We start from the raw sequence: 16,533 nt of genomic DNA, 5'->3' as shown, positions 1-16,533 counted from the left end.
ATGCTGCGTCGCTCCGGCGCGGGCTAGGCCGGACGGCTTACGCCAGCCTTACGGCGGGTCGCCGGGGCCGTGCATGCGGCTGCTGATCGTCGAGGATCATGACGAGCTGGTCGCGCTGCTGCGCCGGCTGCTGGCGGAGGCGGGGTTCGCGAGCGACCATGCCGGCAGCGCCGAGGACGCGCTGCTGATGCTGGAACTCGGCAGCTATGCCGCGGTGGTGCTCGACGTCGGCCTGCCCGACGGTGACGGCCGCGAGGTGGCGCGGCAGCTGCGCGCGCGCGGCGACACGACACCCGTGATCCTGCTCACCGCGCGCGGCAGCGTCGAGGATCGCGTCGCCGGGCTGGCGGCGGGGGGCGACGACTACCTGGTCAAGCCGTTCGCGCCCGAGGAGCTGGTCGCGCGCGTCCAGGCGCTGCTGCGGCGCAGTGGGCTGGTGGCCGATCGTCCGATCGCGTGCGGCAATCTGCGCTTCGATCCCGCCACCCGGGAGGTGCGCGTCGCCGGTCGGCCGGCGGTCCTGTTCGCGCGCGAGCTCGCCCTGTTCGAGCTGCTGATCCAGCGGCGTGAGCGCGTCGTCGCCAAGGCGCAGATCGAGGCGCAGCTGTTCGGCATGGAGGAGACGCTCGGCTCCAACGCGCTGGAGGTGTGCGTCCATCGGCTGCGCCGCCGCCTCGCCGAGGCGGGCGCCAGCGCGCAGATCGTGACCGTGCGCGGCGTCGGCTACATGCTGGCCGAGACGGGGGGGTGAGACGTCCACGGCCCTCGCTGTTAGCGCGCATCCTGTGGTGGCACGCCGCGGCGGTGCTGCTCACCGCACTGGCGGCATCGGCGAGCGTGTACCTGTTCCTCAACGCCACCGCCGACCGCTTCGAGCGGCAGACGTTGCGGTCGGAGGCGCTGGCGGTGCGCGACCAGCTCGCGGCACGCGCGGGAGGCGCGCCGGCGCCGGCGAGCCCGGGCGACCGTGCGCGACTGGAAGCGGCGGGTCTGGGCTATGCGGTGCTCGACGCACGCGGCACGGTGGTGTTGGACCGGCTGCCCGCGGCGCTGCGCCCCGCGCTCCGGATCGCGCGCGGGGACGGCGAACGCTATCTGACGCGGCGCTCGCGGCGCGCCTTCTACGCCGCGCTGAGCGTGCCCGTGACGCTCGGCGGAGAGCGGCACTGGATCGTCGCGGTGCAGAACCTTGACCATCCCGCCAACGTCGTCGACGACGTGATCCAGCAGTTCCTCGCCCATGCCGCGCTGGTGGTGCTGCCGCTGCTGGTGCTGCTGCTCGGCGTGGACGCACTGATCGTCCGAAGCGCGCTGCGCCCGGTCCGTCGCGCCTCGGCACTGGTGCGCACGGTCGGCCCGTCTCGCCCCGACGTGCGGCTCGCCGCGGCCGATCTGCCCGCCGAGGTGCGTCCGCTCGCCGAAGCGATCAATGACGCGCTCGATCGCCTGACGGAGAGCCTGGACACGCAGCGCGCGTTCACCGCGGACGCCGCGCACGAGCTGCGCACGCCGATCACGCTCGCGCGGATCCGCGCCGAGCAGGTGAGCGATCCCGCGCTCGGCGCCGCGCTCAAGCGCGACCTCGACGCTCTGGGACAGATCGTCGCGCAGCTCTTGGAGATCGCGGAGCTCGACTCGCTCGCCCTGGTGCCACACGCACCGGTCGACCTCGCCGCCCTGGCCGAGCAGACGGTCGCGGCGATCGCGCCGCTGGCGTACCGGCGCGGTCACGCGATCGCGCTCGACCGGCCGGCAGCTCCCGTCATGGTCGCCGGGCATGCCGGCTTCCTCGCGCGCGCGCTGGGTGCGCTCGTGGAGAATGCGGTTCAGCACACGCCGTCGGGCACGAGCGTCACGGTTGAGGTGACCTCGGCGGGTGACGTCAGCGTCACCGATGACGGACCCGGGATCGCGTCTCATCAGCAGGATGCCGTCTTCCAGCGCTTCTGGCGGCGCGAGCGCGGGGCGGGTGGTGGCGCCGGCCTCGGCCTCGCCATCGTGGCGCGGGTCGCGAGTATCCATTGCGGCCACGTCGAGCTGGTGTCCCGCCCCGGGCGCACGCGCTTCCGCTTCGCGATGCCCCGCATGACCGAAGAGGGGCCGGGTCGCTTCGTCCCGCCGAGGGACATTCGATAGAAGCAGCGGGACGGGTGAGGCAGAACGAGGGCGCCGCCCGCTGCACATCGAGCCGACGGACGTCGCCGCGTAAGGTTCAGGTAAGCTGGTCTTCGTAGACCGCATCGCGGCAAGCGCCCTGTCGCGCCAGCCTGGTCGCTCGCCGACGGTTCGATCCAGTAGCGGGAGTGAGCCACCGCGGGGAACGGATCGCTACTGTCTCGCGGGCCACCGGGGAGCGGTGAAGCGGGATGCGCGCCGGAAGAAGGACGGCGCAATCGGGGGAATGATCGATGCCGAGTTACAGACTGGAGCACAGGGTCAACGATCGCGTCATGGCCTGGGTCCGGTTCGCGCGGGCGAGTGATGACGGCGCACGTCTCGCCGTGATCCTTGCGGCCAGCCGCATCGGTCTGTTCACGGATCAGGCAACCGATCAGGTACTGACCTTGTCAAGCGAAGGCGGTGCGGAGGTGTTCGCCATGACCAACGAGTCGATGACGCCGGCCCTGCTGCAACTTCACGCATGAGGGCCGGCGCTCGCATGGTCCGCTATCGCGTCTCCGGGACCCGACGGCCAGGCGTAGCGCCGAGATGAGGAGGCGACACGGGCGCCCGCCCGGTGCGGCGCCGCGGCTGGTCCCACGGGACAGGACCAGCCGCGTCGTCAGTCACGCCAGCGTGCGAACGCTGGGCTCCCGATCCCAGTAGCGCTTCTTCGCCGCCTCGACGAAGCCGGCCAGGTCGGTGACACCGTCGTCAGGCTCGACACCTGCCTTGTCGAGCAGCGGCTTGGCGGCGGCGTTGTAGCCGATCGCTTTCAGGTGACCGAACGCGTCCATCACCCATTGTACCGCCGCGCCTTCCTTGAGCAGCTTGGTGCAGGCAGCCTCCGCCAGGATCACCGCGCACGCGTCCACCGTCACGGAGGGCTGGCCGAACAGTTGCGCGTCCGCGGTGATGGCGGAGCCGTCGGCGAGCGGCACCTTGCCGACCTTGGGCGCGATCGTCATGGGCGTGCCGCCGGCTTGCTTCACCGCAGTCTTCACCGCGTCGAGCTCGCCCGCGTCCGTGCCGTCGGCGATCAGGATGCCGACGGTGCGACCCTCCAGCGTGTGCTTCTCGAGTGGGCCGCGGATGATGCGAAGCGCCGGTGAAGGATCCATGTCGAGCACCGGCGCGGCCGTCTTCGACGCCGGCGGCAGGTCCATCGCGAGACCGTCGGCGACGCGGCTGGCCAGACTCTCGTCGACATTGCGGAGATTGGCCATCACCGCCACGCGGATATGCTCGAGGCTGACCTTGCTCAGCTCGAACACCAGTGCCGAGGCGATATGCGCCTGCTCGGCCGGATCCATCGAGCGGAAGAACAAGCGCGCCTGGCTGTAATGGTCGGCGAAGCTCTCCGGGCGGACGCGCAGCTTCGGGCCTTCTTCCTGCGACGGGAAGGTGATGTACCCGCCGGTCGGATCCTCGCGCGCGCCGGCTTCCTCTCCCGCGCGGGCGAGGCTGTTGGGCTCGTAGTTGGCGCGGCCTTTCGGCACCGCCATCTGCATGTGGCCATCGCGCTGCTGGTTCATGAAAGGGCAGCCCGCCGCGGCCGCGCGGCCCTTGGCAGCGTTGATCGGCAGCTGGTGGAAGTTGACCGAACCGAGACGCGACAGCTGCGTGTCGGTGTAGCTGAAGAGCCTTCCCTGCAGCAGCGGATCGTTGGAAAAGCCGATGCCGGGAACGACATGGCTCGGGACGAACGCGGCCTGCTCGGTCTCTGCAAAGAAATTGTCCGGATAGCGGTCGAGTACCATCCTGCCGACGATCGTGACGGGCAGGACCTCTTCCGGGATGATCTTGGTCGCGTCGAGCACGTCGTACGGCTGGCTGTTGGCGAACTCCTCGTCGAACAGCTGTACGCCCAGCTCCCAGGTCGGAAAGTCGCCGCGATCGATGCTCTCGAAGAGGTTGCGGCGCTGGAAGTCGGGATCGGCGCCGGCGATCTTCACCGTCTCGTCCCAGATGGTCGAGGCGAGGCCCGCCTTGGGCTTCCAGTGGAACTTGACGAAGGTGCTTTTCCCTTCCTTGTTGATGAAGCGGAAGGTGTGAACGCCGAACCCCTCCATGTTGGCGAAGGTACGCGGCAGCGTTCTGTCGGACATCGCCCACATGATCATGTGGGTCGACTCAGGCATCAGGCTGATGAAGTCCCAGAAGGTGTCATGCGCGGTCGCCGCCTGCGGGTAGCCGCGATCGGCTTCCATCTTCGCGGCATGGATCAGGTCGGGGAACTTGATCGCGTCCTGGATGAAGAAGACGGGGATATTGTTGCCGACGAGGTCCCAGTTGCCCTGGCGCGTGTAGAACTTCACCGCGAAGCCTCGGACGTCCCGCGGCGTATCGACCGATCCGGCGCCGCCGGCGACCGTGGAGAAGCGCGTGAACACCTCGGTGCGCTGCCCCTCCTTCTGGAACAGGTCGGCGACGGTGATGTCGGCCAGGCTCTTCGTGCACTCGAAATAGCCGTGCGCGGCAGAACCGCGCGCGTGGACGATGCGCTCGGGGATGCGCTCGTGATCGAAATGATTGATCTTCTCGCGATAGATCTCGTCTTCCAGCAGCACCGGTCCGCGCGGGCCGGCCTTCAGCTGGTTCTGGTTGTCGGCGATCGGCGTCCCGTGATTGGTGGTGAGGACGGGATGCGCATCGTCGGCGACCTGATGCGTTTCACCGCCCGCGCCGGCGTTGCGTGAGAATGTCTCGGCCATTGTTAGCTCCTTGGGACTCAAGCGAGCGAACGGATCAACGCGAACGTCGGGTTCATGTATAATCTAAATCAACACGATCTCGGGCGGAAGCACCTTCCCGCCGAGATGCCAGGCGGCCGGCGCGTGGTCGGCCCCTGCATCGTGGTTCAGATGGCGATCTCTCCCTCGTCGCCGCCGTCCCAGTAGCGGATGCGGTCCGCTCGGACGACGATCATGACGACGCCTGGGGTATCGGTGCCCTCCGCAAAATAGCGGTCGAGGTCCTTGGTCCAATGCGCCTCAAACTGCGCCTTGTCCTCGATCAGCGTGGCCTGTCCCTCAACGGCGACGAACAGCGGCGGGCCGCCGAGCATTCCGGCAGCGCCGGTGTAGCTCAGCGTCACCGCGGGGTGAGCGCGGATGTCGGAGACCTTTCGCGAGTCGTCGTAGGCGAAGAAGTAGCTGTCGCCCTGGTACTCCACGTCGCCGTTATTGCTCATAGGCCGCGCGGTGAGCGCGCCCGCGGCGGACCGCGTGGCCAGCATGGCGAAATCCAGCTTCGCCATCTTTCGTGACAGCTCATCTAACGTCAGTTCGGCCATGTGCCCCCCGCGATCGGCGATGCACGTCGGCGACCGCCGCCAACTCACTGATCCGCCTCGACCGTCTCAACAAAGCGCGGGCTCGCTGGTTCATCGATCCCGGCTATTCGGCTGACCATGCGACCGCTTCTCAACGGTGGACGTGTCGGCGCCTGTCCCAGTCCGGGACCGCAGCGCCACTATCATTGCCGGGGTGGTGAGCTAAGCGGGGAATGTGTCTGAACATGTCCGTTATCTCGCCGCGCGTCGGCCGTCCGTGGACGGCGAGGAGCAATGGGGTCTCTATCTGCCCAGCGAGGAACGCTGGATCGATATCGTCTTCCGTTCCAAGCGCGAGGCGGAGCGGCTCATCGACGAGATGCGCCAGTAAGGGAGCTCATCTGGCTTGCCGTCGTCGCGGCCAGCCAAGGCGTTGGAACGACCCGAGCCACGCGCCGTTCGGCGGAGATGACGATAACCCACATCAGGCGCCGCGATTGAGCGGCGTGATCCCGTCGCACCGCCGAGGCGTGCTCAGCGCCGCCCGCGATACCAAGATGGCCCGATCCGCCCACGCCTATGTCCGCGGCAACACCGAGCGCTTCTACGAGTGGCTGGCGGCCGCACCGATCCGCCTTCCCGAGGGGCCGCCGGTGTGGATCTGCGGCGATTGCCATCTCGGCAACCTCGGTGCGGTCTCCGACGGCGGTGAGGGATTGGACGTCCATATCCGTGATCTGGATCAGGCGGTCATCGGTAATCCGACGCATGACCTGATCCGCCTCGGCCTGTCGCTCGCCACCGCCGCGCGCGGTTCTGACCTGCCCGGTCTGGCGACGATGCAGATCCTCGACGCGATGCTGGCCGGCTATGTCGCCGGGGTCGTCGATCCGGTCGCGGGCCAGGCCGGGGTGGAGCCCGATGCGGTGAAGAGCGTGCGGCGACGCGCCGCGCGGCGGCGCTGGAAGCATCTCGCGCGCGAACGCCTGGAAGGCGGCGAGCCGCGCCTGCCGCGCGGGGACAAGTTCTGGCCGCTCACCGACCGCGAGCGCGCGGCGCTCGACGAGCTCTTCTCCCGCCCCGACGTGTGCGACATGGTGCTCTCGCTCGACCCGGGCAATCGCCGACGCCGCGTCCGGCTCGTCGATGCCGCTTATTGGATGAAGGGGTGCAGTTCGCTGGGGCTGAGGCGCTATGCGGTGCTCGTCGCGCTCGATCGTACGCGGCGGCGCTCGCGCTACGCCTTGGTCGACATCAAGGAAGCGGTGACGTCGGTCGCGCCGACCATGCACGCCGCCGCGATGCCCGCCGATCCGGCCGAACGCGTGCGTCGCGCCGCCTGCGCCTTGTCTCCCCTCCTGGGCTCGCGCATGCTGCCGGTGACCATGATCGACGGCTCCTTCTTCATCCGCGAGCTCGCGCCGCAGGACCTGAAGATCGAGGTGGATCAGTTCTCCCGCGAGGAGGCGGTGCGAGCGGCGCGCTATCTCGCCTGCGTCGTCGGCGTGGCGCACAGCCGGCAGATGGACGCGAGCAGTCGCGCGATGTGGGGTGAGCGGCTGCTCGCCGACACGACTGGCGCCAACGGCACGCCGACGTGGCTGTGGCGCAGCGTCGTGGCGCTCGCCGGTCAGCATAAGAGCGGCTATCTCGAACATTGCCGTACGGTCGCGCTGCGCCGGACGGCAGCGTAGGATGACCGTCGAGGTGGAACGCCGCGCGGTGATCAGGTCTCGCGAGGGACGATGCGTGTCCCGCGGAAGGTCGGCGGGGCGCGCGTCGCGTCGGCAGCTTTCGATTGGATGCGCCGAACCGCTTGGCTACAGGCTGGCGACCCGGTGCAGGTAGATCGAGCGATGGCCAGACGTTCCAAACATGATCCCTACGATCATCTTCCGCGGGAGGATGAGGGCGCGTCCGCGCCGGTGCCGTGCTGGCTCTGTGGACGGCCGACCGGCAAGACGATCGTGTGGCATCATCCCGTGCCGAAGAGCCGCGGCGGCCGCGACGTCGTGCCGATGCATCCGATCTGCCAGCAGACCCTGATCACGAACTTCACGAATTCCGAACTGCAGCGGCACGGCATGGACGTGAGCGGTCTGCTCGATCATCCGAACGTGCGCAAATTCGTCGACTGGGTGGCGAAGAAGGAACCGGATTTCACCGCGACCATCACGAAGAAGCAGCGCTGACAGTCGGCCCGTGATCGGCGGGTGCTGCTTGTCCTGGCACTCGCCCGCCGCGGTGACGCCCGAGCGCTTCCGGCCTGTCGACGATGTCGACGGGCGCGCGGGTCAGCTGGTGTCGCGCAGCAGGCGTATGAGGGCCGCGGCTATAGCGGCATGTCCCGCCGCGGTCGGGTGCCACGACGCTCCCGTGTCAGAGTGCCCGACGGCATAGGGCTCGGCCGAGCAGGAATCGTGGCCGCGCGAGAGCGCGCCGGCGCGCAGCAGCGTCGCGCGCTCGCGCCGCGCGACCGCCGCGGTGACGCGCGCGAGATGGCGGACGGTCGCGCGCGCCCGCGCCAGCCCCGCCGCGTCATAGGGGATGGAGGCGCAGGGCCGCGCCGGCAGCATGTCGAGATAGTCGACGAACACGAGCCGGGCGCGCGGTGCGCGGTGGCGCACCTGGCGCGCGATCTCGGCGAGGTTGCGCCCCAGTCGCGTCCATTCCGCCGCGGTCGGGGCGGGCGGCGGGCCGCAATGCGAGGCCGCACCGTCGCGCGCTGGCGTGCACTCGGCGCGGGCGAGGTCGCTGACGAGATGCACATCATTGCCCCCGATCGTCACCGTCACCAGCCGGGTCGCGGCGGTGAGATGGTCGAGCTGCGCCGGCAGTTCGTCCCAGGCGCGGAGCAGATGCTCGGTGGTGGCGCCGCCGCAGCTCGCGTCGACGAGGTCGAGGTGAAGCCGCGCCGCGACCAGCCGCGGGTAATTGTTGACCGTCTGGCCGCAGCGCATCGGCGCGGCGGGCGCCGGTGCACCGATCCGCGCGCCCGCCGCATAGGAGCTGCCGAGCGCCACGTAGGTCGAGCCGGATGGCAGCGCCACAGGGGATGCCGGCGCCGCGGCGAGCGCGAGCAGCGCGACGGCGCCGCGCATCAGTACAGCATTGCCCAGTCGGCCGGGCGCCACGCCGACACGGCCTCCACCTGCACCAGCGCGGCGGTCTCGATCAGCTCGGCCCGGCGGCTCGCGAACTGGACGAGCCCGGCGGCGTTGCGCCGGCGCCGCCACATGCGATCGGCGTAGCCGCGCATCGCGTCGAGATCTCGGCGGTCGCGGGTCGCGTCGGCGAGCAGCAGCAGATTCTTGAAATAGATCGCGTTGAAGGGCGGGGGCTGGTCATCGACCTGGCCGGTCGCGACGAGCTGCGCGCGGCTCGCCGCGGCGATGCGGCGCGCCTCGGCGAGATAGCGCGCCTCGCCGGTGGCGCGCCACAGCAGCACGTTGACCCCGACCGGCACGCCCTGATTGTAGCTCCACACGCGTGGCTCGATCGTGCCGTCGCGCTTGATATGGTCGGCGTAGAGGCCGTCCCGGCGCTGCAAGGTCGCGTTGGTCCAGCGATAATAGCGCAGCGCGTCGTCGAGATAGGAGCGATCGCGCGTGATCATGTACAACCGAACGCCGAGCTCGGCCGCGGGCATGTTCGACACGGTATTGCGGTCGCCGTTGTCGCTTTTCTGCGTCCACATCACCCCGCCGGGCGAGGGCAGTCCCTTCTCCTCGGACCAGCCCGAGCGGATCAGCGCGAAGATCGCGCGCGCGCGGCGCAGCGACTCGGCGTCGCGGCGGAAGAGATGGTGCTGCACCTCGGCGAGCCCGACCCACATGTTGTCGTCGTAATAGAGGTCGTCGCCGTGGCCCAGTGGGGCGACCACCTTGGCGAGATGGCCCGCGACGCCGGTGGTCGAGACCGTCGACCAGTAACGCTGCTGCGCCGCGCGCACCTGGGCGAGCGCGGGCGCGAAGCGGCGCCCCGCGGCACCCGGCATCATCGCTAGGTCGAGCAGCGCGACATGCGCCTGCGAGAAGGGCCATTCGGTCGAGTAACGCTCGTCGCCCGCGCGCGGCGGGTGGTACTCGCGGTAGAGCCCAGTGCCGTCGCCCACCGCGAATGCCTTCTCGAGCGCCGCGTGCCAGGCGAGCGCGCGCGCGGCGGGGTCGGGCGCGGTCGCCGCCGTCCCCCGCGCGCCGGCGAGCGCCAGCGCACCGCCGACGAAGGCGCGGCGCGTCGGAAGCGCCGCCATCAGAAGCGGAACCGCGCGCCGAGCGCGAAGACGCGGCTCTCGTAGCGGACGTCGCGCGGGTAGCTCGCGTTGGCCAGCCCCGGCACCGCGCGCAGCGCGCGATAGGGCGAGCCGGTGATGTTGCTGACGTCGAAGGTCAGCGTCACCGCCTCGATCGCGGCGACCGAGAGCGAGAAGTCGAGCCGCTCGATCGGCCGGTTGAACTCGGCGCCGATCAGCTGCCCGGCAGGGTCGGTGGCGAAGAAGTTGGTCACGCGCGAGCGCCAGTTATAGGCCAATCGCGCCGACACCGGCCCCTTCTCGTAGATGCCCACCGCGTTGTAGCTCCACTTCGACACGCCGGGAATGTCGCTGTCCTGTCCGGCCTCGCCCAGCGACACGGGCAGCGCCTGCGACGCGTCGATATAGGTGGCGTTGAGCTGGGTGCCGAAGCCGCTCAGCACGCCCGGCAGGAAGTCGAAGAAGGTCTGGAACGCCACCTCGGCGCCCTGCAACCGGCCCTTGCCGCCGTTCTCGGGGCGGTTGACCGTCACGAGCGTGGGATAGCCGAGGTCGACCTGGCTGTTGAGGTTGGTGATGAAGCCCTGCACGTCGCGGCGGAAGATCGCGCCGGTCAGCGAGCCGGTCTTGGAGAAATACCATTCCAGCGAGGCGTCATAGTTGGTCGACAAGATCGGTTGCAGGTTGATGTTGCCGCTGTTGCCGGTGATCGGCGTCACGCCGGGGCTGCCGATCGTCACCGCCGGATTGAGCTGGTTGTATTCGGGCCGGGTGCGGGTCTCGGTCGCGGAGAGGCGGAGCTGGAGCTGATCGGTGAACTTGGCGCGGAACGAGGCGCTGGGTAGCACGTCAACGTAGTTCTGCCGCGAGGTGGTGGTCCGAAGCTCCCCGTCGACCAGCGCGTTGCCGGTCAGCTGCGCCTTGGTGTTGACGATCCGGGCACCGACCACGCCGTCCACCGGTACGCCGCCGACGTCGAAGCCGTAGTGGAACTGCCCGTAGAAGGCGTAGGATTTCTCCAGCGCGTCGAGCCGCTCGTTCTGGACGTAAGCGGGGATGTCGGAGTTCCACAGCGCGCGCTCGGCTTGCGCGTTGGCGGTGCCGATCTGGTCGAGGCCATTACGAGCGAGGTCGCGCAGCGCCTCGATATTGTCGACGATCCCCGAACGGGTCGGCGCATACCACTGGCTGAGCCCGGGTGCCTGGCCGCCACGGAAGCCGCGGTCGATCGGCGTGCCGGTGTCCCCGCCGGGGATGTCGGAAAGGCGCAGGCCGAGCGGGCGCAGCGTGGCATAGCGGCCGCCGCTCTGCAGCCGCGCGTCGCGGTCGGTCAGGCGGAAGCCGACGTCGAGCTGGGTGATCACGGGCAGCTCGGTGTCGAGCTTGAGGTCGACGCGCCACTGGATGCCCTTGCCGGTCGCCAGCGAGCGGCGGTCGTAGATGCCGCGTAGAATATAGCTGTTGGGGTCGTTGGCGGCGAAGCCGGGCAGGCCAAACTGGGCGCCACCGTCCTGCCCGCCGATATCGAAGACGAGGTTGGCGGACTGCGCGGTCGCGGGCGCGAAGTCGACGTTATAGTCGGTATATTCGGCCTTGGAGTCGGTATAGGCGAAGTCGGTCGTCAGCGTCGCGCGGCCGGTCTTCCACGAACCGCCGATCGCGCCCTGATAGGCGTTGGTGCGTCCCGCGCGCGTGCTGCGCGAGAAGTCGATGCCGCGGCCGTTGGCGAAATCGGGCGTGACGGTGACGCTCTCGAGCGTGCCGGGCTCTGCGGCGTTGCGCACGATGTTGGTCAGCGCCGGGTTGTTGTTGACGAGGTCGAAGCCGGCGAAATCGTTGGCGACGTCGGTCCGCGCGCCCTGGAACAGCCCGTCGACGTAGAATTCGAGGTTGGGGGCGGGGCGCCACTGGATCGTGCCGTTGACCGACGGCCGCCAGCGCTTGCCGCGGTCGTAATAGACGCCGGCGCTCTCGGGCAGCACGAAGTCGCGCGGGCCGTCGACCGGCTGGTTCGCGCCCGGGCTGACGATGTTGCCGTTGATGTAGCGCGACGAGGTCAGGTAGTGGAGCTGGGTGTAGGACACGTTGACCAGCGCGCCCAGCTCGCCGATCGACGTGTCCCAGCGGTCGGTCACGAGCACGTTGAAATTCGGGTCGTACTTGCGTGCCTGGTCGCCGTAGGTGCCGCGCACCGCGCCCGCGATCTGGAAGCCGTCGAAGTCGAACGGACGGCGCGAGCGCACGTTGATCAGGCCGGCGATGCCGCCCTCGATCAGGTCGGCGCTGGTGGTCTTGTACACCTCCAGCCCGGCGAGCGCGCCGGCGGGGAAGTCCTGCAGCGCGACGTTGCGCAGCTCGGCGGTGAACATCTCGCGGCCGTTGTAGGTGGTGGTCAGGTTGGGCAGGCCGCGGACCTGGACGCCGCCGGCCTCGTCGCTGCTGCGATTGACCTGCACGCCGGTGATCCGCGCCAGCGCCTCGGAGGCGTTGTTGTCGGGCAGCTTGCCGATGTCCTCGGCGACCACCGCGTCGACGATCTGGTCGGAGTCGCGCTTGAGCGCCTGCGCGGTCTGGAGGCTGCGGCGCAGCCCGGTGACGACGATGTCGCCCGAGCCCGGCGCCGCGGCGACCGCGCCGTCCGCCGCGGCCGGCGGTCCGGCCTCGGCGGGCGCCTGACCCTGTGGCGCGGCGGGCGGCGCGTCCTGCGCGACGGCCGCGGCGGGCCATAGCGAGGCGGCGGCGAGCGCGAGCGCGGACGTCCGCGCGAGCTGGTTCAACTGGATCATGGTCACTCTCCCCTGCGTTCTTGTCGTCGCTGTCGTCCTACTGTTCGGTCGGGCGCACCCAGGCGCGCATCACCGCGGAGGCCCCGCCCGGCGGCCCGAGCGAGCGCAGCCGGTAGCGGCCGAGCGCCGCCGGGATGACGAAGGTCTCGGCATAATGGACCTCGAAGGGCGCGAAGGCGCCGTCGGGGCTCTCCACCATCGCCGCCGTGCCGGCGACGAGGTTGAGGACATTGAGCGTGCCCGCGGTGTCGAGCTCGACGCTCGTCTCGAACCAGGCGCGCTCGGTCTCGATGAACTCGAGCGGGTGCAGCCCGGTGCGCTCGCGGCGCCAGTCGCTCCCGCTGGCGACGGGCGTGACCTGGTTGACCAGCTCGGTGCGCGTCACCGTCTCGCGGCGGGTCCAGTCGATGTTGGCGAGGCCGTGCTCGAGGTGGATCGGGCGCGGGCGGCCGTCGAGCCCGAGACGGTCCCAGTCCCATAGCTTGAAGGTGAAGATGTACGGCGTGGCGCTGATCTCGAGCACCATCGCGTCGCGTCCGGAACAGTGGATCGTGCCGGCGGGGATCAGGAAATGGTCGTGCGCGCGCGCGGGCAGGCGGTTGACCAGCGCGTCGACGTCGGGCGCTGGCCCGCCCGCCTGTGCCGCGCTCAGCGCTTCGCCGAGGGCGGCGGGCTCGGCCGCATCGGTGAGCCCGAGATAGACGCACGCGTCGGCGCCGGCGTCGAGCAGATAATAGCTCTCGTCCTGGGTGTAGGGCAGGCCGAAGGCGGCGCGCGCGTAGTCGGCGCGCGGGTGGACCTGGAGCGAGAGGTTGCCCCCCTCCATCGTGTCGAGCAGGTCGAAGCGGATCGGGAACTCGGCCCCGAAGCGCGCGACGATGTCGCCGCCGAGCAGCGCGTCGGGACGGAGCCGCACGAGGTCGAGCGCGGGGAGCTCGAATGCCTCCTCACCGAAGCCGAGCAGCAGGCTGTTCTCCTCGGGCACGCAGTCGAAGCACCAGGCGTAGTTGGGCGGGCCGTCGGGCAGGTCGAAGGTGCGCCGCATCCACTGCCCGCCCCACGGCCCGGCGTCGAAGAAGGGGACGACGCGGAACGGGCGCGCGGCGACCGCGTCGAGCGCGCGATGGTAGGTGTCGCCAGCGATCATCCGCGGCACCGGCCCGTTCGCCTCCACCACGAAGTCGGCCTTGGGCAACAGCGCGTACTTGATGGCGTCGCCGACGCGCCAGTCGACGAAGAAGGCGCGGCGGTAGAGCGCCGCCGCGCGCGCGGGGCGGTCGCTTCCCCCGAGGTTGGCGATCTCGCCGCGGCGCTGGCGCTGCTGGAGCTCCCAACGTGCCATGGCGACATAGACCAGCCGGTCGCGCGCGCGCAGCACGGTCGCGGCGCCCGGGCCGACGACGATCGTGCGACGGCCCGGCACACGTCCCGCACGCCACGCCGCGACCTTGGCCGCGTCGAGGAAGTCGGCGATGCCGATCGCGGGGAAGCGCGCGAACACCGGGTCGTCGCCGAGCAACGCGTCGATCTCGCCGTCGAGCACCGCGGGATCGCGGAACAGCGCGGCGGTGTCGACCACCTCCGCCTCGGGCCACGCCTCGCGTAGCGCCGCGACGATCGCCGGCACCGGCGCGCCGGGATAGCATTCGACGCAGAGGTCGCGTGCCGCGGCGAGCTGCGGCAGGATCGCGTCCCACCCGACCAAACAGGCATCCGCCGCGTCGTCGACACGGACGACGGGCCGCTTGTCATAGTTGGTCACGATGGCTCTCCCACAGCGGCGTGGCGCCGAGCAGCGCCGCGTCGGCGCCGAGCGCGCCGCGCAGCACCAGCGGCGGCTCGCCCAGGCACCAGGCGTGGCGCCGCACATGCGCCTGGATGAAGGGCACCACCTCCGCCGCCGCGGCGACCCCGCCGGTGACCAGCACGCGCGTCGCGTCATAGGCGTGGACCAGGTTGAGCGCGGCGGCCGACCAGGCGGCGAGGCAGGCGGTGCGCACCGTAGTCGCGCCGTCGTCGCCGGCGCGCGCGAGGTCGAACACCGCCTTGAGGTCGGGCGCGGCGAGGTCGTGGAGCGCGCCGCGCCGCGGCAGCGCCGCGATCAGCCGCGGCAGCGCCCAGCTCGACGCCAGCGCCTCAGCGCAGCCGATGTTGCCGCACAGGCACGCCGGCCCGTCGATCGCGACGGTGAGATGGCCGCCGAGCACCGAGGCATGCCCGCTGCGCCCGCGCACCACCGTGCCCCGCATCAGCGCGGCCGAGCCGATCCCGGTGCCGAGGCTGAGCAGCACCGCGTCATCGGCGTCGCGCAGCGCGCCGAACCGATGCTCGCCGAGCAGCGCCATGCGCCCGTCGACCTCGAGCAGCAGCGGAAGGCCGAGCCGCACGCGTGCCCAGCCGGCGAAGTCGAAGCCGACCGCGTCCTCGAACTTACCCGCGGGAGTCGACACGACGCGGCCCGAACGCGGGTCGACCAGGCCGGGGAAGGCGACCGACACGCCGCCGGCGGGTTCACCCCGGTGCAGCGCCGTCAGATGTGCCTCGAGCACCGGCAGCACCGCTGCCAGCGAGGTCGGCGCGGCCAATTTGATCTCGCGCCGCCCCTCTACCGTGCCGCCGCGCACGCGCGCGCAGGCGATGTGGGAGCCGCCGACGTCGACCGCGAGATAGGCGGTCACCGTGCCGACTCCACCGTGCCGCGCATCTGCCGCTCGATCTGCTCGAGCGACGCGCCGCGGGTCTCGGGGAACCAGCGGAACACCAGCACGCACTGCGCCGCCATGCACGCGGCGAAGAACAGGAACGGCGCGGCCGGCGACGCGGCGGCGGCGACGGGGAAGATCGCCGCGACCAGCGCGTCGAACAGCCAGATCGTGCCCGCGCCCAGCGCCTGGCCCGCGGCGCGCGCGTGCGCCGGGAAGATCTCGCTGAGATAGACCCAGATCACCGCGCCCTGCGAGGTGGCGAAGGCGGCGATGAAGCCGACGAGCACCGCCAGCATCAGCGCGCGCGGCAGGAGGCCGAGCATGATCGCGGTCGCGGCGAGAAGCAGCACCGCCATCGCGGCGCCACCGGCGAGGAGGAGCGGGCGGCGGCCGAGCCGGTCGATCAGCGCCATGCCGACGAGCGTGAAGATAAGGTTGGCCGCGCCCACCGCGATCGCCTGCAGGTCCGCGGAGACCTGGCGGAACCCGGCCGCCGCGAAGATGTCGTTGAGGTAATAGAGGATGGCGTTGATGCCGGTGAGCTGGTTGAGCGCGCCCAGCACGATCGCGAGGATCATCGGCCGCGGCGCCTCGCGCCACAGCGACGCCAACGACGCCGCGCGCGCCGGCGGGGCAGGGGGCATGTCGACCGTGACGTCACCGTGGAGCAGCAGCGCCGCCGCCGCGGCCTCGTCGCGTCGGCCGCGGAGCATCAGCCAGCGCGGGCTGTCGGGCACCGCGACGAGCAGCAACTGGAACAGCGCGGCGGGCAGCGCGGTCAGGCCGAGCTTCCACCGCCACGTCGCTGCGGCGTCCGCGAGTAGCGCACCGACCGCGGCGTTGCTGGCGTAGGCGAGCAGGATGCCGGTGACGATGCTGACCTGGAAGCTGCCGACGATCGCCCCGCGGCGCGCGGGCGGCGCCACCTCGGCGAGATAGACTGGGGCGAGCACCGACGAGGCGCCGATCGCGACCCCGGCCATGACGCGGAACAGGAGCAGCGCGCCCCAGTCCCACGCCAGCGCGCAGCCGAAGCCGGAGACGAGGTAGAGCGCCGCGGCGAGCCGCAGACCCGCGCGCGCGCCGCGGCGGTCACCGTACACGCCGGCCAGTGCGGCGCCGACCATCGTGCCCAGCAGCGCGGACGACACTGTCGCACCCAGCGCGGCGGGCGAGAGGCCGAACTGCGCGCGCAAGGCGCCGGTCACGCCGGCGATCACCGCGGTGTCGAAACCGAAGAGCAGCCCGGAGAGCGAGACCGCGAAGGCGGTGAACAACAGGCGCGTGCGCGACGCTGCACTGCCCATGGCACGCTCCTCCCGACCGGAGGCGACACGAGGCCATCGCGCCACCCTC

Annotated in this window: 14 protein-coding genes; 6 read left to right on the top strand and 8 right to left on the bottom strand. The window is 70.7% G+C overall.

Features of this window, described 5'->3' with window-relative positions; translation table 11 throughout:
- The first annotated feature begins 73 nt into the window (after nt 1-73).
- The 3 genes from FHY03_RS01450 (at nt 74) to FHY03_RS01440 (ending at nt 2,645) form a co-directional block, all read left to right on the top strand.
- A complete protein-coding gene (locus FHY03_RS01450) occupies nt 74-751 on the top strand; it encodes a response regulator transcription factor (RefSeq protein ID WP_183921285.1) in 678 nt (225 codons plus the stop codon).
- The gene (locus tag FHY03_RS21265) at nt 748-2,136 is read left to right on the top strand and encodes an ATP-binding protein (protein WP_183928280.1); all 1,389 of its coding nucleotides are present in this window, start codon (nt 748-750) and stop codon (nt 2,134-2,136) included. Before FHY03_RS01450 ends, FHY03_RS21265 begins: the two co-directional genes overlap by 4 nt.
- 314 nt (nt 2,137-2,450) lie before the next feature.
- Nucleotides 2,451-2,645 carry a hypothetical protein gene (locus FHY03_RS01440; RefSeq protein WP_183928278.1) on the top strand — a complete coding sequence of 65 codons (195 nt, stop codon included), beginning with the start codon at nt 2,451-2,453 and terminating at the stop codon, nt 2,643-2,645.
- A gap of 141 nt (nt 2,646-2,786) precedes the next feature.
- Here FHY03_RS01440 and FHY03_RS01435 read toward each other — a convergent pair whose 3' ends face one another.
- Nucleotides 2,787-4,874: a catalase gene (locus FHY03_RS01435; protein ID WP_183928276.1), complete on the bottom strand. Its 2,088-nt coding sequence runs from the start codon at nt 4,872-4,874 to the stop codon at nt 2,787-2,789.
- Nucleotides 4,875-5,020: 146 nt separating this feature from the next.
- Entirely contained in the window at nt 5,021-5,455 is a 435-nt protein-coding gene (locus tag FHY03_RS01430; RefSeq protein ID WP_183928274.1) for a pyridoxamine 5'-phosphate oxidase family protein, read from the bottom strand.
- Nucleotides 5,456-5,669: 214 nt separating this feature from the next.
- Between FHY03_RS01430 and FHY03_RS20845 the strand changes: the two genes are divergently transcribed.
- The 3 genes from FHY03_RS20845 (at nt 5,670) to FHY03_RS01420 (ending at nt 7,626) form a co-directional block, all read left to right on the top strand.
- Entirely contained in the window at nt 5,670-5,825 is a 156-nt protein-coding gene (locus FHY03_RS20845) for a hypothetical protein (RefSeq protein ID WP_260158602.1), read from the top strand.
- A 115-nt stretch (nt 5,826-5,940) separates the two neighbouring features.
- The gene (locus FHY03_RS01425) at nt 5,941-7,128 is read left to right on the top strand and encodes a DUF2252 family protein (protein WP_311721311.1); all 1,188 of its coding nucleotides are present in this window, start codon (nt 5,941-5,943) and stop codon (nt 7,126-7,128) included.
- 162 nt (nt 7,129-7,290) lie between these two features.
- On the top strand, nt 7,291-7,626 hold the full coding sequence (locus tag FHY03_RS01420) for a hypothetical protein (RefSeq protein WP_183921279.1): 336 nt from the start codon (nt 7,291-7,293) through the stop codon (nt 7,624-7,626).
- Between the two features lie 102 nt (nt 7,627-7,728).
- Here FHY03_RS01420 and FHY03_RS01415 read toward each other — a convergent pair whose 3' ends face one another.
- The 6 genes from FHY03_RS01415 to FHY03_RS01390 are packed head-to-tail and all read right to left on the bottom strand — an operon-like array spanning nt 7,729 to nt 16,484.
- Complete coding sequence (locus tag FHY03_RS01415; RefSeq protein WP_183928270.1) at nt 7,729-8,535, bottom strand: SGNH/GDSL hydrolase family protein; 807 nt, start codon at nt 8,533-8,535, stop codon at nt 7,729-7,731.
- Entirely contained in the window at nt 8,535-9,686 is a 1,152-nt protein-coding gene (locus FHY03_RS01410) for a glycoside hydrolase family 76 protein (protein WP_183928268.1), read from the bottom strand. Before FHY03_RS01410 ends, FHY03_RS01415 begins: the two co-directional genes overlap by 1 nt.
- Nucleotides 9,686-12,472: a TonB-dependent receptor gene (locus FHY03_RS01405; protein WP_183928267.1), complete on the bottom strand. Its 2,787-nt coding sequence runs from the start codon at nt 12,470-12,472 to the stop codon at nt 9,686-9,688. Before FHY03_RS01405 ends, FHY03_RS01410 begins: the two co-directional genes overlap by 1 nt.
- 37 nt (nt 12,473-12,509) lie before the next feature.
- On the bottom strand, nt 12,510-14,234 hold the full coding sequence (locus FHY03_RS01400) for a class I mannose-6-phosphate isomerase (RefSeq protein ID WP_221189944.1): 1,725 nt from the start codon (nt 14,232-14,234) through the stop codon (nt 12,510-12,512).
- A complete protein-coding gene (locus tag FHY03_RS01395; RefSeq protein ID WP_183928265.1) occupies nt 14,221-15,150 on the bottom strand; it encodes an ROK family protein in 930 nt (309 codons plus the stop codon). Before FHY03_RS01395 ends, FHY03_RS01400 begins: the two co-directional genes overlap by 14 nt.
- The gene (locus tag FHY03_RS01390; protein WP_183921274.1) at nt 15,147-16,484 is read right to left on the bottom strand and encodes a sugar porter family MFS transporter; all 1,338 of its coding nucleotides are present in this window, start codon (nt 16,482-16,484) and stop codon (nt 15,147-15,149) included. The genes FHY03_RS01395 and FHY03_RS01390 overlap by 4 nt, the downstream gene beginning before the upstream one ends.
- Nucleotides 16,485-16,533 lie beyond the last annotated feature (49 nt).

It is taken from the genome of Sphingomonas sp. BK345 (assembly GCF_014193845.1).
GTDB lineage: Bacteria > Pseudomonadota > Alphaproteobacteria > Sphingomonadales > Sphingomonadaceae > Sphingomonas.
Note: the sequence above shows the minus strand (reverse complement) of the source record. Positions and strands in the feature narration are given on the sequence as shown.

What these genes read in the sequence shown, in the direction of transcription:
- FHY03_RS01405 (WP_183928267.1), bottom strand. Translation starts at nt 12,472, where the DNA reads ATGATCCAGTTGAACCAGCTCGCGCGGACGTCCGCGCTCGCGCTCGCC.
- FHY03_RS01435 (WP_183928276.1), bottom strand. Translation starts at nt 4,874, where the DNA reads ATGGCCGAGACATTCTCACGCAACGCCGGCGCGGGCGGTGAAACGCAT.
- FHY03_RS01390 (WP_183921274.1), bottom strand. Translation starts at nt 16,484, where the DNA reads ATGGGCAGTGCAGCGTCGCGCACGCGCCTGTTGTTCACCGCCTTCGCG.
- FHY03_RS01450 (WP_183921285.1), top strand. Translation starts at nt 74, where the DNA reads ATGCGGCTGCTGATCGTCGAGGATCATGACGAGCTGGTCGCGCTGCTG.
- FHY03_RS01440 (WP_183928278.1), top strand. Translation starts at nt 2,451, where the DNA reads ATGGCCTGGGTCCGGTTCGCGCGGGCGAGTGATGACGGCGCACGTCTC.
- FHY03_RS01430 (WP_183928274.1), bottom strand. Translation starts at nt 5,455, where the DNA reads ATGGCCGAACTGACGTTAGATGAGCTGTCACGAAAGATGGCGAAGCTG.
- FHY03_RS01415 (WP_183928270.1), bottom strand. Translation starts at nt 8,535, where the DNA reads ATGCGCGGCGCCGTCGCGCTGCTCGCGCTCGCCGCGGCGCCGGCATCC.
- FHY03_RS01410 (WP_183928268.1), bottom strand. Translation starts at nt 9,686, where the DNA reads ATGGCGGCGCTTCCGACGCGCCGCGCCTTCGTCGGCGGTGCGCTGGCG.
- FHY03_RS01420 (WP_183921279.1), top strand. Translation starts at nt 7,291, where the DNA reads ATGGCCAGACGTTCCAAACATGATCCCTACGATCATCTTCCGCGGGAG.